We start from the raw sequence: 22,288 nt of genomic DNA on the forward strand, positions 1-22,288 counted from the left end.
CGCTATACCCCGACCTTCTCCGTGTTGCCGCGTTCCAGGTGGACGTGGGCGCGCATCAGCTCGCCCGGGTTGGTCTGCGCCGCGAGCAGCGACAGCTCGCCGCAGAGCACGGTCGCCGCCGCGATGACGGCGAGCCGGCGGGCGTTCTCGCCGGGCTCGCGGTCGGCCCGGCAGCCCAGCCGGGCCAGGTTGGTCTCCACGAAGGCGAGCCCCTTGCCGTTGCCGACCGTGCCGACGATCAGGTTCGGCAGGGTGCAGGCGAAGTACAGGTCGCCGTCGCGGTCCTCGGCCATCACGACGCCCTGCGAGCCCTCGACGATGTTGGCCGCGTCCTGGCCGGTGGCCAGGTAGAAGCCGAGCAGCATGTTCGCGAAGTGGGCGTTGGCCGAGCGGATGCCGCCGGCGAGCAGGGTGCCGAGCATGTTCTTGCGGATGTTCAGCTGGACGATCTTCGCCGCGGTGGTGTGCAGCACCCCGGTGACGACCTCCCGCGGCACCAGCAGCTCGGTCACCACGTTCTTGCCCCGGCCCAGGATGCCGTTGACCGCGGTGGCCTTCTTGTCGGTGCAGTAGTTGCCCGAGATCGACCCGTAGGAGATGCCGGGGACGGTCTGCAGCAGGTGCTGCAGCAGCACGTCGGAGGCGAGGGTGGCCATGTTGTGCCCGGAGGCGTCGCCGGTGGTGAACTCGAACCGGACGAACAGCAGGTTGGCGTTGATCTCGTGCCGGACGCCGACGAGTTCGGCGAACCGGCTGCAGCCGCGCACCACCTCCTGCAGCTCCGCGAAGCGGTCCCGGATACTCCGGGCGGCGGCCAGCGCCGTCCCCGCGTCGGTCGCCTCGACCAGCACCGAGCGGGTCATCCGCTCGTCCACCAGGGTGGCGACGATGCCCTGCTCGGCGAGCATCGAGACCTTGGCGCCCCGGCCCACCGAGGGCCACAGCGGCGACTCGTAGGTGGCCAGCGGGACATGGGTCTCGGTGGTGGTGACGTTGCCCGAGATGCGCACCGGACCCACCCAGCGCATCGGGACGCCGGCGATGGCGTGGTCCTCGGTCATCGGATGCCTCCGGTGGTGGTGGTCCCGGCGGCGGAACGCCGGGCGAACTGCGCGGTGTCGATGCCGCGGTCGGCGCAGAACTCGCGCAGGGTGCCCTGGATCAGCAGGTCCCGGCCGGTCAGCGCGGCCGGGGTGGCCGCGCCGAGCATGGTCATCAGCGCCGCCAACTGGTCCAGCCAGCTGGTCAGCTGGGTGACCAGCGCCTCCACGCCCTCGTCCATCAGGGTGCGCAGGAAGGTGCCGGACGCCCCGACGCCGTTGGCGCCGAGCGCCAGGGCCCGGGCCACGTCCAGCGGGTGGCGCACGCCGCCGGAGGCCAGCACCGGCAGGTCCACGCCCCGGCTGTCCAGGAGACACGCGGCGGTGGACAGGCCCCAGCCCTCCAGGAAGGTGTAGTCGCGCAGGTCGCGCCGGCCGTTCTCGATCCGGGCGAAGTCGGTGCCGCCCCGGCCGCCGAGGTCGGCCACCCGCACGCCCAGGTCGCGCAGGACAAGGACGCTCTCCCGGCTGAGGCCGAAGCCGACCTCCTTGACGATGACCGGGACACCCACGCCCTCCACGATCCGGCCGATCTGCGGCACCCAGGCGGAGAAGGAGCGGTCGCCCTCCGGCATCACCGTCTCCTGGACGGTGTTGATGTGGATCTGCAGCGCGTCGGCCTTCAGCAGGTCGACGGCGCGGCGCGCCTTGTCGACCGAGGCGGTGGCGTTGACGTTGGCCAGGACGAAGCCGTCCGGGTTCTCCTCGCGCAGCACGCTGAAGGTGCCGGCGCAGGACTCGTCCTTGAAGTAGGCGCTCATCGAACCGGAGGCGATCGGCACCCCGGTCTCCCGGGCGGCGATCGCGAGGTCCCGGTTGATTCTGCCGGTCATCTCGCTGCCGCCGGTCATCGCGTTGATGTACAGCGGGACCGGCCAGGAGAAGCCGGCGAAGTCCGTGGCCAGCGACACGTCCGGGCGGTCGATCCCGGCCAGGGCGTGGTGGACGAACGTCACCTCGTCGAACTGGTTGCGTCCGACGTGGCCGTGCTGCTGCTCGACCGCGAGCCGGACGTGGTCGTCCTTGCGTTGAGAGATCATTCCTCGTTCCCTTCCGTGGCGGGACGCAGGTCCAGGGGTCGCACCCCGGCCGCGGCCCACCGTTCCCGTAGGTGGTCGATGTCCGGCGAGGCGCCGGTGGCCCCGGCGTGGGAGTTGTGGGACGCGGCGGGACCCGGGGCGGTCCGGGTGCCCGGGGCGTCGGGGGTGGCGCGGGTGTCGTGGGTGGCGCGGGGGCCAGGGGCTTCCGGGGCTTCCGGGGCGTCCAGGGCTTCCGGGGCGGTCCGGGTGTCCGGCACCTCCAGCAGGGCGATGCCGCAGTCACCGCCCCCCGCGCCGGAGGGCTTGGCCGCGCCGCCGACGGCCTCGGCGGTGTCGCACAGCGCCGTCAGGGCGGGCGTGAAGACGCCGAGCCCGGCCTCCTCGTCGAGCCGGGCCAGCTCCCGGCGGGCGCGCCGGACGCTGTCCAGCAGCGCGGGCCGGTCGCCGTGTTCGAGCGCGTCGGCGGCGGCCCGCACCAGGTCGGCGCTGGCGGCCACGAACCGGCGGTGCGGCGGGGTGCCGCGCCAGGCCCTGCGGTGCAGCCCGGACACCAGCTCCGTGGTGGAGGCGGGGGTGCCGGTCCAGCCGACCTCCAGCGCCACCCCCGGGGGCGGCGGCAGCCGGCGCACCTCGAAGCCCGGCCAGGGCTCCGCCAGCGCCCCGGCCACCCCCCGCCGGCGGACCAGGTCGAGCACGGCGGCCCGGTCGGGCGCCCGGTAGGCGATCCAGCCGCCCCAGGTGCTGGCGGCCAGGTCGCCGCCGGAGCCCTTGGGGTCGAGTTCGGCCGAGGCCAGCAGCGCCAGCCGGTACCGCTCCTCGGCCGACAGCGTCAGACCGCAGTGCGCGGCCACCGCCGCGACGGTCGCCACGGTCACCGCACCGCTCGACCCGAGGCCGAACTTGACCCCGTCCTGGTGCAGCTCGCTGCTGATCGCGATGTCCAACTCCGGCGCCGGGCGCCCGTGTTCGGCCAGCAGTCGGGTGACGGTCCGGAGTGCGGCGAGCACATGGGCCAGCTCCCGGCGGGCCCGGTCGGCGTCCTCGACCCCGACCGGGTCGAGCCGGTCGCCCCGGCGGAGCCAGCGCACCGGCGCCGCGAGGAGGTCGGAGGAGACCGCCGTCCCGGTCCCGGCGGGCTCGGTGACGGTGGCGGTGACATACCGGTCGACCGCCACCAGGACCGCCGGGTTGCCCGGCTCCACCACCGCGTACTCGCCCGCGACGAACAGCTTGCCCGGCGCGCGCCGGACCACCGGCGGGCGGCCGGTGGTCACGCGTCCGCGTCCAGCAGCCGGGCGCCCGGTCCGGGGCCGGCGATGTGCACCGAACCGCCGCGGACGGCCTCGCGGACCACCCCGGCCACCCGGTCCGCCTCGGACCGCCGGCAGAGCACCTTGACGTTGGGTCCGGCGTCCATGGTCGCCCAGGCCGACACCCCGGCCCGGCGCAGCTCCAGCACCGCGTCCAGCACGGTCACGGTGGCCGCCGAGAGGTAGCGCACCGCGGGGCGGGCCGCCAGCATGGTGGCGTGCATCCCGAGCGCGTTCCGCTCGGCGACCTCGCCCACCGCGTCCAGGTCGGCCCGATGCAGCGCCTCCCGCATCTCGGCCAGGTCGGCCTGGCTGGAGGCGGCCCACGGCCGGTACAGCGGCGAGGTGGCGACGGTGCGCCGCATCGCCTCGCGGCTGGACACCGCCTTCGGGCCGGCGTCGACCACCGCGACCACCAGCGCCGGGTCCAGCGCGGCCACCGGCACCGGGACCGGTTCGGCGTAGGAGCCGAGGTCGGGGTCGCCCCCGCGGTCCGGCTGCCCGGCGTGCCAGATCGCGAAGCCGCCGAAGACGGAGCGCGAGGCCGAGCCGGAGCCGCGCCGGGCCAGCCGGGACAGCCCGGTGGCGTCCAGGCCGAGTCCGTACGCGGCGCCGGCGGCGGTGGCCAGCGCGGCGAAGCCGCTCGCGGAGGAGGCCAGTCCGGCGCCGGTGGGGACGGTGTTGCGGGTGTCCACGACGGCCCGCAGCGGGCTCCCGGCGCGTTCCCTGACCAGGTCGAGGAAGGCCGTCACCCGGCGGCGCGGCTCGCCGTCCAGGGGCGCGCCGTCGAGTGTCACGGTGTCCTCCCCGGCCCCGGGGTCGAGCCGGACCCGGGTGGTGGTCGGGAACACGTCCAGGGTCATCGAGAGGCTGTCGGTCCAGGGGAGGACGAGCTGCTCGTCCCGCTTGCCCCAGTACTTGACCAGCGCGATGTTCGGGTGGGCGACGGCGGTGGCGTCCCCGGCGGCGCTCCCGGTGCCGGGGCGCGGGCGGGTGGTGGCGGTCGGCTGCTCAGCGGCCATGGCCGGGGTACTCCCTCAGCGGTACGGACCAGGTCTGGACGGCGCCGGCGGCGAGCAGCGCGCGGGTGACCTCCGCGGCCGACTCCTCGGACGCCAGCGCGATCACGCAGCCGCCCATGCCGCCGCCGGTGATCTTGGCGCCGAGGCCGCCGGCGGCCAGTGCGGCCGAGACCATCCCGTCGATCCGGTCGGTGCTCAGGCCGCCCGCGCGGAGCAGCTCGTGGTAGTCGGTGAGCTGGGCGCCGAGCTGCTCCGGCCGGCCCTCGGCGAGTGCCAGCCGGGCGGTCCCGGTCAGTTCGGAGGCCCGGCGCAGGAAGGCCTCCTGGGTGCCCGGCCGCTGCCGGAAGCCCTCGCGGAGCAGCTCGACGGCGTCCTTGGTCCGGCCCGCCACGCCGCTGTCGGCGACGATGAACAGGCCGTCGCAGCCGATCGGCAGCTCCTCGGCCCGGCCGGCCCGGAACAGCAGCGGGGCGGTCGCGCCGACGGCCATCGCGTCGACGCCGCTGGCCCGGCCGTGGGCCACGTTCTCGGCGGTCTGCACCAGGTCGAACGCCTGCTGCGGGGTGACCTCGCGCTCGAACAGGTCGGCCAGCGCGTGCACCACGGCCCGCGCGCAGGCGGCGCTGGAGCCGAGGCCGCGGCCGACCGGGATCGCGCAGTCGATGATCACATCGAGGTGCAGGCGGTCGGGCACGCCCATGGCGGCCCGGAACTCGGCGGTCAGCCGGTGCAGTCCGCCGGAGGCCTGGGCGGCCTTGGGCCGGGACTCGGAGCCGGTCATGGTGAGGGAGAAGTCGTCCGGGTCGGCCGGGGACTGCGCGGAGTACCCGGCGGTGGCGGTGACACCCAGCTGCGGGAGCGGGAGGGCGAGCGCCGGGGCTCCGTAGACGACCGCGTGCTCACCCAGCACGATCGCCTTGGCCCGGGCCCGGCCGGTGCCGACCGGCCGGGCGCCGCGGTTCTCCGACAACCCCTCGGGTGCGGCGGGTAGGGACAACGAACTCAGCTCCCCGTTTCGTTTCTGCATGGAGATCGCTCATCCAGAGTTCTCGGAAGGAAGGAATCCGGTGGCGGGCGGGAATCCGCCGGCGGGGCCCGGGTGCCGCGTCGGACGCGGCACCCGGGCCCGGGCCGGGACGGAAAAGGGCCCGCCGGGGACCGTGTTCTGGTCCCCGGCAGGCCCGGGTGGTGCGGGTGCCGCGTGTTACTGCTCGGCGACGAGCATCTTCTCGACCGGCCGGCGCCACTGGTAGTACGACTGGATCTTGTGGTACTCGCCCTTGGGCGTGACCGTCACGCCGTAGACGAAGTTGCGGCCCTCGGTGCTGTACGGGGCGTCCTGGACCAGCCGGGTGATCTGCGGGGCGACGGTCACCGGCAGCGCGAGCGGCTCGGGCGTCATGACGGAGTAGGTGATCCGCGAGATCTTCGGGGAGTCCCAGCTCAGCGTGGCGTACATGACGAACGCCTTCTCGTTGAAGGTCAGCAGCTCCTCGCTCGGGGCCGGCAGGCCCAGTTCGGCGAGCAGCGAGCGGACGCCCTCGGGCGCGAAGGTCTCCCGCGGCACCCGGCCGGAGGCCCCGCCGCCGAAGTAGAGGTTGACGGTCCGGCTGCCGTAGTCGATGCCGACGGTGCTGACGATGTCCGACAGGCCGTAGCGGTCGAACAGCTCCAGGTTGGCAGTGATGCCCTCCGGCGCCGACGGCAGCGCGGCGACCTCGCGGACCGTCAGCAGCCGCTCGATGGTGGGGAAGGACCAGGTCTTGGTGAACCCGGCCCGGACCCCGAAGTCGACGCCGCAGCTGTCGATCGGGAGCTCGCCGTGGACCTCGGCCAGCAGCTTGCCGACGGGGTGGTCGGTCTTCTCGGTCAGGCCGTTCGCCAGCGCGACGGCGTAGGGGTCGAGGCCCCGGGGGAGCATGGTGAACCGGCAGTCGAGGTCATCGGCACCGAGCGGGCTGTTCTGCACCCGGAAGGAGATCACCGACTCCGGCAGCACGTCCTGGTAGGCGGTCAGGATCGGCCACACCGTCTCGCGCTCGAAGGGCACGTCCACCACGCGGGCGGTTCCCTCGATGGCCGCGTAGAAGTTCTCCAGGAAGGCGCTTTCCGACATTCTTCTTCCACCTGTCCAATCGTGGCGTCTGTGTGGATCTGGGGGGTTCGTCGCGGGGGTCGTGCACGCCGCGACGTCGCACAGCCGTCAGCCGCGGGCCGGACACCCGCACCGGACACCGGGCGGGTGCGTACGCCGAGGCACACGCGGGTGACGGACGAACCGAGGGAATCACTGCCGTGCCGACCGAAGACCTGGTCCGACCTGCGCGGACCGGTGGTTCTGGCACTCAACACCCGCCCCCGGAACGGGTTTTGGGCAGGGTGGGCGTGCAGAAATAGTGACACGCGCCCCGCCCGGGGGCCAAGCCCCCCGGAAAGTGACCTGGGTCACGCCCCCGGGTCCGACCCCGGGACCCCGGACGCGGGGGGTATTCGGCGGCACGGGGCGGCCCGGTCTGGCATGATGTCCACGGTGTCGGGGTGCTAGCTCAATGGGTAGAGCAGCGGACTTTTAATCCGTAGGTTCAGGGTTCGAGCCCCTGGCGCCCCACCGACGCGAAAGGCCCGGGCCGGAGAACCTCCGGCCCGGGCCTTCGTCGTGCGGTGCCCCGGTCCGCCGGCGGTCAGCGGTGGGCGACCAGGTAGCCGAGGCCGGCCGCGATCCCCGAGCTGATCAGGCCGGAGGCCAGCACATGGAGCCGGGCGGGCACTTCGAGCAGCAGTCGGACCCCGCCGATCCGCAGGTCCAGCACCGGCGCCGCCGCCGTGTCCTGCGGCCCGTCCGCGGCGACCGATGACGCGGCGACCGGGGATACGGGGGCCGGGGCCGTGGCGACCTGCGCGACCGGGCCGACCCGGGTGGCCGGGGCGGCCGACGGGGTCGGGCCGGTCGCGGGGTCGGGGTTCTGCTGGGGCTGGTGCGACATGGTGCACTCCTGCGCGGTGGGCCGGGTCCGGCGGACCCCGTCATCACCGGCATAGGCGCCGACCTACCCCGCTCCCCACGCCGGGCCCGGCCAAATGCCGTGGCGGACAATTGTTCTGACTGACCGTTGGCGATCCGCGGGCCGGTGCCTATAACGCCGGTCGAGGGCAGCGCGGTGTGCGGCGCTTGATTTTCAGGAGGGTCGATGGTGCAGGTCGAGCGGAGCGGTGCCTGGCCGCAACCGACGCCACCCCGTAGAGCTCCGGGTGCCGCCGAGCGGCTCGCGGCCGCCCCGTCGGCCGCGACCGACGAGTCCGCGGTCCGGCGCAAGGCGGACCAGGCGCTCGTGGACCGGCTCGCCGCCCGGGGCTGGACCGGCCCCGAGTACGTGGTGCTGGAGGCCGGGCTGCTGGAACGCGGCCGGCGGACCCTGCACCGCTGGATCACCACCGGCGAGATATACCGCCGCTGCTTCGACAAGGGCCGCCCGCTCCAGGGCGACCAGGCCGAGCGGACGGCCCTGCGGGAGCGGCTCGACGAACGGGAGTCGGTGGTCGGCGAGGCGGTCACGCTCGCCTGGCACCGGTTCCGTGAGCACGCCCTCGTCGGCGGCGACTGGAACTGCGACGGCGGCGCCACGCTCGCCTCGTACTTCGTCGGCGCGGTGCTGCTCGCCTTCCCCGACGCCCACCGCCGCTGGCTGCGCGAGCACCGGCGGGAGCCCGAACCGCTGCCGGCGGACGGCCTGCCCGAGACCGCGCACGGCACCGGCCCGGCGGCCGACGAGGTCTTCGGCGACGCGGAGCACGGACTGGCCGCCGCCGAGGAGTTGATCGCCCGGTTGCAGCCGGGCATCGGTCCGGAGCGGTGCCGAGTGATCGCACAGATCGTGTACGGACGGGCCTGTGGCATGTCCGATGCGGAGATCGGCCGAGTACTCGGCATCTCGGCGGACGCGGTGGCCATGCGGATGCTGCGGTTCCGCGGGACGCTCGATGCCGGCCAGTAGAGCCCGACAGACCAGAACGGAGGAGGACGCACTCATGACCAATCCCATGCCCGAGGCCGTCACCGGCGACCTGATCCGTTGGGCTCGACAGGTGCTGTCGTCGGCGGGCGGCGCCGACGAGGAGACCGCCGCCTGGGCGGCCGAGCTGGCGGGGCTGTCCGTGCCGCCGGACGGCCCGGCCGAGGTGGACACCAGCGGTCTCACCCCCGACCTGCGGAGCTTCCTGGGCACCCTGGCGGAGTCCTCGGTCTCCCCGGGGCTCGCGCTGGAGGAGGTCGAGCCCCACCCCGGCCCGGAGCGCTGGCCGGACGCCCCGGTCCCGGCGGAGGACCCGGTGGACGAGGTCCCTCGGCACTACCTGGACGGGCAGCACTGCCTGTTCCTGAGCGTCGACATCGAGTCCTTCGGACGGGAACAGCGGGAGCCGCTCCTTCACCGGCTGAGGGTGATCCTCGACGTGGCCGCCCGACTCGCGGGCTGGGAGGAGCCGGTGGCCGCGGAGCAGGCCGGGGACGGGGTGCTGTACCTCGTGCCGGAAGGGGTGGACCGGAGCTCGCTCGGCCTCTGGGTCCGTTGCCTGGTCGCGGAACTGCCCCGGCATGTGCCGCCCCATGCGCTGGCCCTGTGGATCGGCCGGCGCCGGCCGGAGGAGTGGGAGAGCCGATGGGCGACCCGCGGCAGCCGGGGGGTGCGTCGTCTGCTGGCGTCGAGGCGCGAGCCGGCCATCGGCCGCTTCGTCCCCGGGGCGCCGGTCGTGGCGGTGGAGGAGGAGGTGTTCACCGCGCTCGGCGGCAGGGCCGGGCGGGTGCTCGGCATCGCGGGGGACGGCTGGTACCGCTTCGAGGGTCCACCGGGGCGGGGCGGGTACTGGGCCGCGGCACTGCCCGGTGTCGCGGGTGCCTCGGGTGCCGGCCCGGGAACGTCCTCCGGTGCCCCGTCGGAGCTGCTGCTGCTGGGAGAACTGGTCGGCAGAGTGCGCGAGCTGGTCTGCGCGCTGATCCGGGACCGTGCGGGCGGACGACGGCCTTGGCCTTCGCTGCTGGAGGAGCTGAAGGGCTTCGCGGTCACCTTGGCGCTGCTGGACCAGCTGGTCGCGCTGCCGGATCCGCTCTCCCTGCGCGAACTCTCCGGCCAGGTCTCCACGGCGGTCCGCGAGCTGGACGAATTCGGGTTGACCGGGCGGGCGGCCTGTGCGGAGAGCGCCGAGCGACGCCTGTTCGGACTGGTGCTGCTGCTCGGCCCGGTCGTGCCGGAAGGCGGTGGACCGTCCGTCGCCGGACCACCGGCGCCGCCAGTGCCGCAGGTGTCGCGATTGAGGCGGTCGGGATTACAGCTGACCACGCCGAGCATGCGAGCGATGCACTCTGACGATCGGTTTGTATGATCCCAGGCGGGTTCGTTGGGGGACATCGGACCCGTACGGAGGGCCGCGGACGGCGCGGCCGGGGGTGTTCGTCGGTTATTGCGACCGTCGTACGTGCAACCCGGGAGCGGTCTCGACCGTCTCTCTGTGTGCAGTGCGTCCGGTCGTAGTGGGCGCAGCGTCCGCCGGTGAAAGGTTCAGGCATGTCAGGTCAGTGGGGCGAGGGTCCGGCTCGCGGTGACGACGCGCCCGGTGCGCTCACGGCCGACGGTGCCGCCGGCGGTGCACCCGGCACACCCGGCGCCTCGGTGCCCGGGCCCCGGCCCGGCGGCCGCGCCGAGGCCCGACGGGCCGCCCAGGGCAAACCGGGCCAGGCCAAGGCCGGGACGCCTCAGGCCCAGGCCGGGCCGCCCCCGGCCGGTGGCGGCGGACGGGCCGCGGCCAGGGCCGCCGCCCGCAAACCGAAGCGCGACGTCAAGAAGATCGCCGCCTGGTCCGCCGCCGGCGCGCTCGTCCTGGTGGCCGGGTGCGGTGGGCTGATCTACTACAAGCTCAACGGCAACATCAAGTCGTTCGACGCGGACGCGATAGCCAAGGACCGCCCGCCGGAGGCGCAGGCCGACGCGGACGGCAACAAGCCCGTCAACCTGCTGCTGATCGGCTCCGACAGCCGGGGCAAGAACAACTCCGACCTCGGCGGCGGCGAGGACGGCGGCGCCCGCTCGGACACCACGATCCTGCTGCACGTCTATGCCGACCACAAGCACGCCGTGGGCATCTCCATACCGCGCAACGCGATGGTGCCCATCCCGTCCTGCAAACTGCCCAACGGCAAGTGGACCAAGGGCTCGAACAGTGACCTGTTCAACGCGGCCTTCTCCACCGGCGGCTCCGACGACGGCAACCCCGCCTGCACCCAGAACACCGTGGAGAAGCTCACCGGGATCCGGGTCGACCACACCATGGTGGTGGACTTCCAGGGCTTCTCGGCGATGACCAAGGCGGTCGACGGCGTGGACGTCTGCCTGCCCGAGGACATCTACGAGAAGGACCTCAACGAGAAGCTGAACGCCAAGGGCGCCGTGGTCCTGAAGAAGGGCCCGCAGAAGGTGGAGGGCCAGCAGGCCCTCGACTACGTGCGGCTGCGGCACGGCATCGGCGACGGCTCCGACATCGGCCGGATGAAGCGCCAGCAGGCCTTCATCAGCTCGCTGGCGAGCAAGATCAAGAAGCAGGGGCTCAACCCGACCACCCTGCTGCCGCTCGCCAACGCCGCCACCAGCTCGCTCACCGTCGACCCCGGCCTCGACAGCGCCGACAAGCTGATGTCCTTCGGCCTCTCGCTGCGCAACATCGACCTGCACGACCTCAAGTTCGTCACCCTGCCCTGGCGCTACCGCACCGTGGACCCGAACATCGACATCGTCCAGGCGGACGCCAAGAAGCTCTGGGACACCCTCAAGGCCGATCAGACCATCGACGGCCAGAACGCCACCGGCGAGCAGCCGGCCGAGGCCCCCTCGCCGACCGCCCCGCCGGCCGTGGCGGCGACCACCGCGACCACCCCGGCGGCCGCGGCCCACGCCGCCGCGTCCGGTTCCCCGCTCGCCGACACCAGGAACATCAAGGTGTCGGTCTACACCGGCACCAGCGCCACCGGCATGGCCGGCAAGGCGGCCGAGCAGCTGAAGGCGGCCAAGTTCACCGCCACCGCCGTCGGCCGGGCCGACAACCTCAAGTACACGACCACGATGGTCCAGTACGGCTCCGGGCAGAAGGCGAACGCGGAGAAGGTCGCCGCGGTGTTCCCCGGCGCGGTGGTCGAGCCCGGCACCTCGGCCGGTGTCACCGTGATCGTCGGCAAGGACTTCGCGGCGGCCAACGGCGCCACCACCCCGGGCGCCTCCGGCAGCGCCTCGGCGGCGGCCCCGTCCGCCCCCGCCGTGCCCCAGCCGCTGCCCAGCAGCCTCGTCGCCGACGCCCGCTCGGCGGACGACAACATCTGCGACAACACCACCTACGGCTCCGGCGGCTGACCCGCCCCGGCCCCGGTGCGCGCCGGGGCCGGAGGCGGCGGTGGAGGCGCCGGGACGCCGTCCGGTGGCGGGATCGCGGAGGCACGGCGATCGTGGGCGGTGTACGGCCGTCCGGCCGCGCGGCCCGAGGGGGCCTGCGCCCGGTGGCCCGTCCGGCGGAGGACCATCGCTTGGAGGCCCAGGAATGCCCGTAGTCACCGCACCGTACAAGCCCGGCACCCCGTGCTGGGTGGACCTGATGGCGAGCGACCAGCAGGCCGCGCTCGACTTCTACCGCGACCTGTTCGGCTGGCAGGGCGAAGTCGGCCCGCCCGAGTTCGGCGGCTACGCCGTGTGCTCGCTCAACGGCAGGCCGGTTGCCGGGATCATGGCCCGCTCCGGTCCGGAGGGGCAGCCGCTGCCCCCGGTCTCCTGGACCACCTACCTCGCCGCCGACGATGTCGACGCGGCCGGGCAGGCCATCTCCGGCGCCGGCGGCACCATCGTGTACCCGGTGATGGACGTGGGCGACACCGGCCGGATGCTGGTCGCGGCGGACCCGACCGGTGCGGTCTTCGGCGTCTGGCAGAAGCTGGAGTTCATCGGCGCGGGCGTCGTCAACGAGCCCGGCGCGCTGGTCTGGAACGAGCTCAACACCACGGACACCGGGGCGGCCGGACGGTTCTACCAGCAGGCGCTCGGCCTGCGCCCGGCCACGGTCCAGGGCATGGACGGCTTCTACTCGCTCAACGTCGGCGACCACACGGTGGGCGGCATGCAGCCGGTCGCCGAGTACCTGCCGCCGGGCACCCCCTCGCACTGGATGACCTACTTCTCGGTGGACGACACCGACTCCACGGTGGACGCCCTGGTGAAGGCCGGCGGCTCGGTGGTCCAGCCGCCGTTCGACATGCAGGCCGGGCGGATGGCGGTGGTGCGGGACCCGCAGGGCGCGGTCTTCGCGCTCACCGCCACCCCGGACTCCCCCTGAGCCCCGCGCTCCCCCCGGAACCCGGACCTCCCACGGGCCCTGGACGTCCCACGGGCCCCGGACTCCCCCCGGGCCCCGGGCGGCCCGCCCGCGCCGGCCGGGCCGCCCGTTCCCGCGACGCGCCGCCGGGAATGGGCGGTCGGACGCGCTCCGGCGGGTAAGACTGCACCCATGCTGGGGCTACCGGACGACATCCGCGCTTTCCTGTTCGACCTCGACGGGGTGCTCACCCAGACCGCCACGGTGCACGCCGCGGCCTGGAAGGACACCTTCGACGCCTTCCTGCGGGCCGAAGCCGCCCGCACCGGCGGGCCGTTCACCCCCTTCGACGCCGTCGCCGACTACGACGCCTTCGTGGACGGGCGGCCCAGACTCGACGGCACCCGCGCCTTCCTCGGCAGCCGGGGGATCGAGCTGCCCGAGGGCACCGACGCCGACCCGCCGGGCGCCCGCACCGTCCAGGGCATCAGCCGGGCCAAGAACGACACCGTGCTGCGGATGATCCGCGAGCAGGGCGTCGCGCCCTACCGGGGCTCGGTCGACTACGTGCGCCGGCTGCGCGCGCTCGGCCTGCCCACCGCCGTGGTCTCGTCCAGCGCCAACTGCCGGGACGTGCTGCGGTCCGCGGGCATCGAGGGCTACTTCGACGTGATCGTGGACGGCCTCGTCGCCGCCCGCGACGGACTGCCGGGCAAGCCCGCGCCGGACACCTACCTGGCCGCCGCCCGGACGCTGGGCGTCGAGCCCGCGCACGCCGCCGTGTTCGAGGACGCGCTGGCCGGGGTCGCCTCCGGCCGGGCCGGCGGCTTCGGCGCGGTGGTCGGGGTGGACCGGGTCGGCCAGGCCGCCGAACTGCGCCGCGACGGCGCCACCGTGGTGGTCCGGGACCTCGCCGAACTGATCCCCGACCCCGGGCCGCAGACCCCCGACAAGCCCGAGGAGACACCGGCATGACCGGCCAGGAGCAGCCCTTCGTCGTCGACCCGTGGCAGGTCGTCGAACCGGGCCTCGACCTCACCTCGATGGCCCGCGCCGAATCCGTGTTCGCGCTCTCCAACGGCCACATCGGCCTGCGCGCCAACCTCGACGAGGGTGAGCCGCACGGCCTGCCCGGCACCTATCTCAACGGTGTCTTCGAGCTGCGCCCGATGCCGTACGGCGAGGGCGGCTACGGCTACCCGGAGTCCAGCCAGAGCGTCATCAACGTCACCAACGGCAAGATCGTCCGACTGCTGGTGGACGACGAGCCCTTCGACCTCCGCTACGGCGAACTGGTCAGCCACCGCCGCTGGTTGGACTTCCGCGACGGCCTGCTGCGGCGGTCCGCCGAGTGGACCTCACCGGCCGGGCGGACCGTCCGGGTCGAATCCACCCGGCTGGTCTCGCTCACCCAGCGGGCGGTCGCCGCGATCGAGTACACCGTGGAGGCGGTGGACGCCCCGGTGCGGATCGTGCTGCAGAGCGAACTCGTGGCCAACGAGCAGCTGCCCGGCGGCGCCGACGGCGACCCGAGGGCCGCCGCCGTGCTGGAGGCCCCGCTGCTCGCCGAGGCCAGCCACGCCGGCGGGACGAAGGCGGTGCTGGTGCACCGCACCCGCTACAGCGGCATCCGGGTCGCCGCCGGCATGGACCATGTGATCGAGGGGCCGGACCGGCTGGACACCGTCGCCGAGGCGGAGGAGGACCACTGCCGGATCAGCGTCACCACCGTGCTCCGCCCCGGCGAGCGGCTGCGGCTGGTGAAGTACATGGCCTACGGCTGGTCCGCGACCCGCTCGCTGCCCGCCGTCCGGGACCAGGTGGAGGCCGCGCTGACCGCCGCCCGGTACACCGGCTGGGACGACCTGGTCGCCGAACAGGCCGACTTCCTCCGGGAGTTCTGGGAGACCAGCGATGTCGAGATCGAGGGCGACGTCGAACTCCAGCAGGCCGTCAGGTTCGCCCTCTTCCACGTGCTCCAGGCCGGGGCCCGGAGCGAGGAGCGCGCCATCCCGGCCAAGGGGCTGACCGGCCCCGGCTACGACGGGCACAGCTTCTGGGACACCGAGGCCTTCGTGCTGCCGGTGCTCACCTACTGCCTGCCGTCCGCCGTCACCCAGGCCCTGCGCTGGCGGCACACCACCCTGCCGATGGCCCGCGAGCGCGCGGTCCAGCTCGGCCTCGCCGGGGCGGTGTTCCCCTGGCGGACGATCCGCGGCGAGGAGTGCTCCGGCTACTGGCCGGCCGGCACCGCCGCGTTCCACATCGGCGCGGACATCGCGGTCGCCGTCGCCCGCTACGTCCGGACCAGCGGGGACGTCGAGTTCGAGCGCGAGTACGGGCTCGAACTCCTGGTCGAGACGGCCCGGATGTGGCGCTCGCTCGGCCACCACGACGCCGCCGGCCGGTTCCGGATCGAGGGCGTGACCGGCCCCGACGAGTACAGCGCCGTCGCCGACAACAACGTCTACACCAACCTGATGGCGCAGACGAACCTGCTCGCCGCCGCCGAGTCCGCCGCCCGGCACCCGCGCGAGGCCGCCGCGCTCGGCGTCGACACCGAGGAGACGGCGGCCTGGCGGGACGCCGCCGCGGCGATGTTCGTCCCCTACGACGCCAACCTCGGCGTCCACCCGCAGGCCGACGGCTTCACCGACCACCAGGTCTGGGACTTCGAGAACACCCCGGCGGAGAACTACCCGCTGCTGCTGCACTACCCGTACTTCGACCTGTACCGGAAGCAGGTGGTCAAGCAGGCCGACCTGGTGCTCGCCATGCAGGTCCGCGGCGACGCGTTCACCGACGAGCAGAAGGCCCGCAACTTCGCCTACTACGAGCGGCTGACCGTCCGCGACTCCTCGCTCTCCGCGTGCACCCAGGCGGTGATCGCCGCCGAGGTCGGGCAGCTCGACCTCGCGTACGACTACACCGCCGAGGCCGCCCTGATGGACCTCCACGACCTCGGCGGCAACACCCGGGACGGCCTGCACATGGCCTCGCTCGCCGGGGCCTGCATCGCGCTGGTGGCGGGCTTCGGCGGACTGCGGGACCACGGAGAGGCGCTGTGGTTCCGGCCCAGGCTGCCGGCCGGGCTGACCCGGATCGGCTTCTCGCTGCTGATCCGGGGGAAGCTGCTGGCGGTGCGGATCGACCACGACGAGACCACGTACACGCTGCGCCGGGGCGATGTGATCCATCTGCGGCACGACGGGGAGCAGGTGCAGGTGAAGGCCGGCGAACCGGTGTCGCTGCCGACCACCTCGCCGCCCGCCCAGGAGCGCTGCGGCCAGCCGCCCGGCCGCGAACCGGCCCGCCGCCAGCCCCAGGCGGGCGTCCCCGGCGGCCGCATCTCCTCCGGCCCGGACCACCTCGCCGCCGAGTAGGCCCGGCGCCTTCCCCGCCTTCCCCGCCGTCCCCGCCGTCCCCTCCGTCCTGCCGTCCCCTCACCCGGACGGGCCACCCCCGGGTGCGGGGGGCGGCGGGGCGGCGGAGGGTGCTGGTGTCGTGCGTCCCCGGCAGCAGGAGATCCCCGTGGTGAGTGTGGCCGAGCAGATGGTGGCGGTGCTCCGGCAGGCCGGCGTGGAGCGGGTCTACGGCGTGGTCGGCGACAGCCTCAACCCCGTGGTGGACGCCATCCGCCGGACCGACGGCATCGGCTGGGTGCACGTCCGCAACGAGGAGGCCGGTGCCTTCGCGGCCGCCGCCGAGGCCGAGCTGACCGGCCGCCTCGCGGTCTGCGCCGGCTCCTGCGGCCCCGGCAACACCCACCTCGTCCAGGGCCTCTACGACGCGCAGCGCAGCGGCGTCCCCGTGCTCGCCCTGGCCTCCCACATCCCCTCCGGCCAGATCGGCACCGGCTTCTTCCAGGAGACCCACCCCGAGCGGGTGTTCACCGACTGCAGCGGCTGGTGCGAGATGCTCTCCACCGCCGCCCAGATGCCCCGGCTGCTGCGGATCGCGATTCAGCACGCCCTCGGCGCCCGGGACGTCTCGGTACTGGCCTTCCCCGGCGACGTGGCGGCCCTGTCCGCCGCCGCCCCGACCGGCACCAGCCACTTCCTCACCGAACGGGCCGTCGCCGCCCCGCCCTGGTCCCAGGTGCAGGAGCTGGCCCGGGTGCTCAACGCCGCCCCCAGGGTGGCGCTGTTCTGCGGCGCGGGCGTCCGCGAGGCGCACGCCGAGGTGATGGAGCTCGCGGCCACCCTGTGCGCGCCGGTCGGGCACTCCCTGCGCGGCAAGGAGTGGATCCAGTACGACAACCCGTACGACGTCGGGATGAGCGGCCTGCTCGGCTACGGCGCCTGCCACGAGGCCCTGCACTCCGCCGACCTCGTCCTGCTGCTCGGCACCGACTTCCCCTACGACTCCTTCCTGCCCCAGGCCCGCACCGTCCAGGTGGACCACGACGCCACCCGGCTCGGCCGCAGGACGGCGCTGGACCTCGCCGTGCACGGCGACGTCCCGGCCACCCTGCGGGCGGTCCTGCCGCTGCTGGAGCGGAAGACCGACCGGTCCTTCCTCGACGACATGCTGCGCCGTCACTGCCGGGCGCTGGAGGACGTGGTCGGCGCCTACACCCGGGACATCGGGAAGCACCTGCCGATCCACCCCGAGTACGTGGCCTCGGTGCTGGACGAGGTGGCCGCCGAGGACGCGGTCTTCACCGTCGACACCGGCATGAACAACGTCTGGGCCGCCCGCTACCTGCGGCCCAACGGGCGCCGCCGGGTGATCGGCTCCTTCCTGCACGGGTCGATGGCCAACGCCCTCCCGCACGCGATCGGCGCCCAACTCGCCTTCCCCGGGCGGCAGGTGGTGGCGATGTCGGGCGACGGCGGGCTGTCGATGCTGCTCGGCGAGCTGCTCACGGTGGCCAGGCACCGGCTGCCGGTGAAGACCGTGGTCTTCAACAACGGCGCGCTCGGCATGATCAAGCTGGAGATGCTGGTCTCCGGCTACCCGGAGTCGGAGGTCGACAACGGGGACGTCGACTACGCCGGGATCGCCCGGGCGATGGGCATCCCGGCCAAGCGGGTCACCGAGCCGGAGCGGGTGCGGGAGGTGCTGGCGGAGGCGCTGGAACGGCCCGGCCCGGCCCTGGTGGACGTGGTCACCGACCCGAACGCGCTGTCCGTGCCGCCGCACATCACCGCGGCCCAGCTGAAGGGCTTCGCGCTGGCCGCCGGCCGTACGGTGCTGTCCGGCGGGGTCGGGCGCATGATCGACCTGGCCCGGTCCAACCTGCGGAACATCCCCCGGCCGTAGCCGCCGGGGAGGCCCCGGCCTCGGGGTGATTTGCCTCGTGGGCAAAAAGTTTGCCCGGGCGGCACAAGAGGTGTCCACTGGGCACATGACCACCAGCCCAGCCGGTCCGCCCGCCGATCCCGGCGCTCCCACCGACCCCGGTGTTCCCGCCGCCGTCCCGGTCGCCCCCGCGGACGACCACGAGACGCCGGAGGTGGCCGGCCTCGCCGCGAGGCTGCGCGAGCACCGGCTCGGCAGCCGCCTCACCCTGGAGGTCGCCGCCGCCCGGGTCGGTCTCTCCCCAGCCTACTTGTCCCGGCTGGAGACCGGACGCCGACAGCCCTCCCTGCCCGTCCTGCTCGGCCTCGCCCGCGCGTACGGCACCTCCGTCTCCGGTCTGCTCGGCGAGGCGTTCACCGAGCCCGACCCGGTGGTGCGCGGCGGCGCGATCGAACCGGGCCGGGCCGGCGGCTGGGGCTACCGGCGGGCCGGCGCGCCCGGCCGGGCGATGCAGGCGCTGCGCGTGCACGTCCCCCCGGGCGTGCAGGACGCGGTGGTCCGGGTCCACCCGGGCGAGGAGTGGCTGTACGTGCTCCGCGGCCGGCTCAGGCTGACCCTCGGCGAGCGGGTCCACCTGCTCGACGAGGGCGACTCGGCGCACTTCGACTCGCTCACCCCGCACTGCATCGCCGCCGACTCCTCTTCCGGGGTCGAGCTGCTCTTCATGCACACCCTGCTGCAGAGCCCCGGCGGCGAACTCTGCCTCGGCGGCGGCCCCGCCGCCCCGCACCACTGACCCGACGTCAGGACATCCGGAGGAGATCCCCATGGCCGATCCCACCACCACCGAGACCGTGGCCGCTGCCGCTGCGCCCGCCCCCGCAGCCGTGCGCGCGAAGCCGGCCAAGACCATCGACGCGGGCAAGCAGGCCAACCGCCGGATCGGCGTCCGCCTGGTGATCTACACCGTCGCCACCCATGCCTTCGCCGGCTTCATCCTGCTCCTCTTCGAGCTGGGCAACCGCAACAAGTAGCCGTCCGCCGCGGGCGGTTCAGCTCTCGCGGAGGATCCCGCAGAGGGCGTCCAGGGCGGCCGGGAAGGCGTGGTCGGACGGGGTCGCGTAGCCGACGACCAGGGCCGGTGCGGCGTCCGTCGGGGCGTCCGGCGCGGCGTCCGGTGCGGCGGGCCGGGCCGGGGCCCGTTCGGCGGCCGGCCCGGCCCGGTACCAGTCGAGCCCGGTGAGGACCAGGCCGGCCGCCCGGGCCCGCTCCATCAGCTCCGCCTCCGGACGCGAGCCCGCCGGCAGTTGCAGGACGGCGTGCAGTCCGGCGGCGATACCGGTGACCCGGACCTGCGGCGCCCGCTCGGCGAGCGCCGCGACCAGCAGGTCCCGGCGGCGCCGGTAGTGCAGCCGGCAGCGCCGCACATGCCGGTCGTAGCGGCCCGAGGTGATCAGCTCGGCGAAGGTCAGCTGGTCGGTCACCGGACTCATGGTGTCCGCCAGGGCCTTGAGCCTGGCGACCGGTTCCACCAGCTCGTCCGGGAGGGCCAGCCAGGCCAGCCGCAGACCGGGGGCCAGGCTCTTGGCGGCGGTGCCGCCGTACACCACGCGGTCCGGATCGAGCGCCTGCATCGCCCCGAGCGGCTGCCGGTCGTAGCGGAACTCGCCGTCGTAGTCGTCCTCGATCACATACCCGTCCCGCTCCCGGGCCCAGCGGACGGCCGCCGCCCGGCGGTCGGCGGCCAGCGCGGCGCCGGTCGGGAACTGGTGCGCCGGGGTGAGCAGCACCGCCCCCAGGCGCTCCGCGGGCCCGCCGGCCCCGCCCAGGCCGTCCAGCAGATCGGTGCGGGCCCCGTCGCAGTCCAGCGGCAGCGGGGCGAGGCCGAGCCCGGCCGCCCGCAGGACCTCGCGCTGCGGCGGCAGCCCGTAGCCCTCGACCGCGATCCGGCCCGCCCCGCGCCCGCGCAGCGCGGCGGCCAGCAGACCGAGGCCCTGGCCGAAGCCCGCGCACACCAGCAGCCGGTCCGGATCGGTGCGCACGCCCCGGACCCGGGCCAGGTAGTCGCTGAGCGCCCGCCGCAGCTCGATCCGGCCGAGCGGCGAGCCGTAGTCGAAGGCGTCGTGCGGAGCGACGGCCAGGGCCCGGCGGGCGCTGGCCAGCCAGGCGCTGCGCGGGAACAGCGAGAGGTCGGGCCGCCCGGCGAGCAGGTCGTGCCGCCCGGTGGGGCGGCGGTCGGCGCGGACGGCGGCGGGGCGCCCGGCGGGCCGGGGCGCGGCGCGTTCGGCGACCGTGGTGCCGGAGCCCGGCCGCGAGCCGAGCCAGCCCTCCGCGGTCAGTTGCCCGTACGCCTCGACGACGGTGTTGCGGGCGATGCCGAGGTCCTCGCCGAGCGCCCGGGAGGACGGCAGCCGGGTGCCCGGGGCGAGCCGCCCGTCCTGGACGGCCTCGCGCAGCGCGTCCTCCAGGGCGGCACGCAGCCCGGCCCCGGCGGCCCGGCGTTCGGTGAGGTCGAGGTGCAGATCGCCGCCGAACGCCGTCCAGGGGGCGTTGTCGCGGGCCCGGCCGCCGCGGGCGTCGCGGGGCGTGCCGCAGGAGGCGCCGGGCGTGTCCCGGGGGGCGCTCCGGGGGGTGTCGGGAGCGTTCCGGGGGGCGCTCGGCACGGGGCCGGGGGTCGTTCGGGGGCGGCTCATGGCGGGATTATCCCCGCGCCCCCCGCCGCCCGCGGATCTCCGATACATTGCGCCGGACGCACGACCGCGGTGGGGGTGGCGAACATGGCTTACCGGTACGGGAGTTCGGCGGTTCCGCGGCGAAGAAGGCGACCCGGCGGCGGAGGCTGCCTCGGGGCCTTCCTGATGCTGCTCTGCTGTGCGCTGCTGGGCTACCCGCTGGCCCTGCCGGTCCTGCTGCCGGCCCTGATGAGCGCCCAGGCCCCGCCCCAGCACGTCACCCCGGGGCAGGTCGCGCTCCTGGCCGCCGTCCCGTACACGGTCGCCCTGCTGCTGGACGGGCAGGCGGCCCGGCGCCGCCGCCGGGTCGCGCCCTGGGTGGTGCCCGCCCGGGCGGCCGTACTGGCCGGCGCCTGCTCGCTGCTCGCCCACCTGGTCGGCGCGTACGCGGTGCCGAAGCTCCTCGGCACCCAGGACCCGGCCTCGGCGAACGGCTATGCCCTGCAGTGCCTCGCGGTCGGCGCCTTCGCCTGGGGGTGGCGGACCTCGGTCCGCGCCTGGTCCGGCGACCTGCTGGAGCGCCCGCCGGTCCGCCCGGCCCGCACCGGTACCGGACGTTCCGCCACGCGCACCACCACCGTCTCCCGGCCGTCGGCGGGGGAGGTGTGGGTGGCGATGGTGCCGTTCCGGGACCGGGCGGAGGCCGCCCGGCACTACTGCGTCGTGGTCGGCACCCGGTCCGGCCACGCCGAGGTGCTGCAGATCACCAGCAAGGACAAGGACCACCGGGACGACTACATCCGGATGGAGAACGAGGGCTGGGACCGCACCGGCAAGCCCTCCTGGGTCGAGATCGGGATGGCCCCGCGCCGGGTGCCGTACGAGAGCTTCCTCTCCGACCACCCGCAGGGCCCGTGCCCGCCGCGGATCTGGCGGGAGATCCAGCGCCGCCAGGCCGCCCTCGGCGCCGCCCGGGCGCCGCGTCCGCGCCCGGTCGGCGGCCCGACCCCGTCCCCCCGCGGCCCGCGCCGCCCCCCGACCTCCGCGCGCAGCCGCCAGCCCTGACCCGGATCAGCTCCAGGTCGCGCCGGCGGGCTCCTGGACCGTCGCGTTGATCCGGTTGAAGAAGTTCGTCAGCCCGATCATCAGGATGATCGCCGAGAGCTGCTCCTCGTTGAAGTGGTCCGCCGCCGCGTCCCAGACCGCGTCCGGCACCGCCTGGCCGGAACGGTCGGCGATCCGGGTCGCCGCCTCGGTCAGTTCGAGCGCGGCCCGCTCCTCCTCGTCGAAGAACGGCGCCTCCCGCCAGGCGGCGACGGCGTGCAGCCGCTCGTCCGTCTCACCGGCCTTCTTGGCCCCGGTGACGCCGGCGAACACACAGGCGCTGCACCCGTTGATCTGGCTGGCCCGCAGGTGCACCAGCTCCAGGATCCGGTGCGGGACCCCGCCCTGGTACATCGCCTTGTAGATGCTCTGGATGCCCTTCATGGCGTCCGGCAGGACCATGGCGGGGTTCTTCATGCGGGCGGTGTGGCTGGTCATCGGTGGATCCTCCGGGTC

Annotated in this window: 19 protein-coding genes and 1 tRNA gene; 11 read left to right on the forward strand and 9 right to left on the reverse strand. The window is 74.5% G+C overall.

Features of this window, described 5'->3' with window-relative positions:
* Window positions 1–2: 2 nt before the first annotated feature.
* The 6 genes from ADK60_RS27850 to ADK60_RS27875 all read right to left on the reverse strand — a co-directional run bounded on the left by ADK60_RS27850 (window position 3) and on the right by ADK60_RS27875 (window position 6,588).
* Entirely contained in the window at window positions 3–1,061 is a 1,059-nt protein-coding gene (locus tag ADK60_RS27850) for a hydroxymethylglutaryl-coenzyme A reductase family protein (protein WP_030397801.1), read from the reverse strand.
* Window positions 1,058–2,140, reverse strand: coding sequence for a type 2 isopentenyl-diphosphate Delta-isomerase (gene fni, locus ADK60_RS27855; protein WP_045940577.1), 1,083 nt, complete (start codon window positions 2,138–2,140; stop codon window positions 1,058–1,060). Before fni ends, ADK60_RS27850 begins: the two co-directional genes overlap by 4 nt.
* Window positions 2,137–3,414, reverse strand: coding sequence for a phosphomevalonate kinase (locus ADK60_RS27860; protein ID WP_053649619.1), 1,278 nt, complete (start codon window positions 3,412–3,414; stop codon window positions 2,137–2,139). The genes fni and ADK60_RS27860 overlap by 4 nt, the downstream gene beginning before the upstream one ends.
* Window positions 3,411–4,472, reverse strand: coding sequence for a diphosphomevalonate decarboxylase (gene mvaD, locus ADK60_RS27865; RefSeq protein WP_079008732.1), 1,062 nt, complete (start codon window positions 4,470–4,472; stop codon window positions 3,411–3,413). The genes ADK60_RS27860 and mvaD overlap by 4 nt, the downstream gene beginning before the upstream one ends.
* Window positions 4,462–5,499, reverse strand: coding sequence for a mevalonate kinase (gene mvk, locus ADK60_RS27870; protein ID WP_078896587.1), 1,038 nt, complete (start codon window positions 5,497–5,499; stop codon window positions 4,462–4,464). Before mvk ends, mvaD begins: the two co-directional genes overlap by 11 nt.
* A 177-nt stretch (window positions 5,500–5,676) precedes the next feature.
* Window positions 5,677–6,588 carry an aromatic prenyltransferase gene (locus tag ADK60_RS27875; protein WP_053649621.1) on the reverse strand — a complete coding sequence of 304 codons (912 nt, stop codon included), beginning with the start codon at window positions 6,586–6,588 and terminating at the stop codon, window positions 5,677–5,679.
* Window positions 6,589–7,007: 419 nt separating this feature from the next.
* Between ADK60_RS27875 and ADK60_RS27880 the strand changes: the two genes are divergently transcribed.
* Window positions 7,008–7,080 (forward strand) — tRNA-Lys (locus tag ADK60_RS27880).
* Between the two features lie 73 nt (window positions 7,081–7,153).
* On the opposite strand, the gene ADK60_RS27885 is transcribed toward ADK60_RS27880, so the two are convergent.
* A complete protein-coding gene (locus ADK60_RS27885; RefSeq protein ID WP_053649623.1) occupies window positions 7,154–7,456 on the reverse strand; it encodes a hypothetical protein in 303 nt (100 codons plus the stop codon).
* Between the two features lie 204 nt (window positions 7,457–7,660).
* On the opposite strand from ADK60_RS27885, the gene ADK60_RS27890 reads away from it, so the two are divergent.
* From ADK60_RS27890 to ADK60_RS47025, 9 genes are all read left to right on the forward strand, one after another.
* On the forward strand, window positions 7,661–8,464 hold the full coding sequence (locus ADK60_RS27890) for an RNA polymerase sigma factor (RefSeq protein WP_053649625.1): 804 nt from the start codon (window positions 7,661–7,663) through the stop codon (window positions 8,462–8,464).
* Window positions 8,465–8,498: 34 nt separating this feature from the next.
* On the forward strand, window positions 8,499–9,848 hold the full coding sequence (locus tag ADK60_RS27895) for a hypothetical protein (protein ID WP_053649627.1): 1,350 nt from the start codon (window positions 8,499–8,501) through the stop codon (window positions 9,846–9,848).
* Window positions 9,849–10,030: 182 nt separating this feature from the next.
* Window positions 10,031–11,863, forward strand: a complete 1,833-nt coding sequence (locus ADK60_RS27900) for an LCP family protein (protein WP_079008733.1) — start codon at window positions 10,031–10,033, stop codon at window positions 11,861–11,863.
* A gap of 184 nt (window positions 11,864–12,047) precedes the next feature.
* A complete protein-coding gene (locus tag ADK60_RS27905) occupies window positions 12,048–12,833 on the forward strand; it encodes a VOC family protein (RefSeq protein ID WP_045940572.1) in 786 nt (261 codons plus the stop codon).
* Between the two features lie 171 nt (window positions 12,834–13,004).
* Window positions 13,005–13,787, forward strand: coding sequence for an HAD family hydrolase (locus tag ADK60_RS27910; protein ID WP_045940571.1), 783 nt, complete (start codon window positions 13,005–13,007; stop codon window positions 13,785–13,787).
* Window positions 13,784–16,195: a glycoside hydrolase family 65 protein gene (locus tag ADK60_RS27915; RefSeq protein WP_045940570.1), complete on the forward strand. Its 2,412-nt coding sequence runs from the start codon at window positions 13,784–13,786 to the stop codon at window positions 16,193–16,195. Before ADK60_RS27910 ends, ADK60_RS27915 begins: the two co-directional genes overlap by 4 nt.
* Window positions 16,196–16,337: 142 nt before the next feature.
* A complete protein-coding gene (locus ADK60_RS27920; protein WP_107094738.1) occupies window positions 16,338–18,077 on the forward strand; it encodes a pyruvate dehydrogenase in 1,740 nt (579 codons plus the stop codon).
* A gap of 85 nt (window positions 18,078–18,162) precedes the next feature.
* Complete coding sequence (locus ADK60_RS27925; protein WP_079008734.1) at window positions 18,163–18,852, forward strand: helix-turn-helix domain-containing protein; 690 nt, start codon at window positions 18,163–18,165, stop codon at window positions 18,850–18,852.
* 31 nt (window positions 18,853–18,883) lie between these two features.
* Entirely contained in the window at window positions 18,884–19,090 is a 207-nt protein-coding gene (locus ADK60_RS47025; protein ID WP_053649629.1) for a DUF6126 family protein, read from the forward strand.
* 18 nt (window positions 19,091–19,108) lie between these two features.
* On the opposite strand, the gene pdxR is transcribed toward ADK60_RS47025, so the two are convergent.
* Window positions 19,109–20,749, reverse strand: coding sequence for a MocR-like pyridoxine biosynthesis transcription factor PdxR (pdxR, locus tag ADK60_RS27935; RefSeq protein WP_107094736.1), 1,641 nt, complete (start codon window positions 20,747–20,749; stop codon window positions 19,109–19,111).
* Window positions 20,750–20,914: 165 nt separating this feature from the next.
* Here pdxR and ADK60_RS27940 point away from each other — a divergent pair, with 165 nt between their 5' ends.
* Window positions 20,915–21,793, forward strand: a complete 879-nt coding sequence (locus ADK60_RS27940; RefSeq protein WP_053649631.1) for a hypothetical protein — start codon at window positions 20,915–20,917, stop codon at window positions 21,791–21,793.
* Window positions 21,794–21,799: 6 nt separating this feature from the next.
* Here ADK60_RS27940 and ADK60_RS27945 read toward each other — a convergent pair whose 3' ends face one another.
* Window positions 21,800–22,270 carry a carboxymuconolactone decarboxylase family protein gene (locus ADK60_RS27945; RefSeq protein WP_234325997.1) on the reverse strand — a complete coding sequence of 157 codons (471 nt, stop codon included), beginning with the start codon at window positions 22,268–22,270 and terminating at the stop codon, window positions 21,800–21,802.
* Window positions 22,271–22,288 lie beyond the last annotated feature (18 nt).

Source organism: Streptomyces sp. XY431 (assembly GCF_001279805.1).
In the GTDB taxonomy this organism is placed as follows: Bacteria; Actinomycetota; Actinomycetes; order Streptomycetales; family Streptomycetaceae; genus Kitasatospora; species Kitasatospora purpeofusca.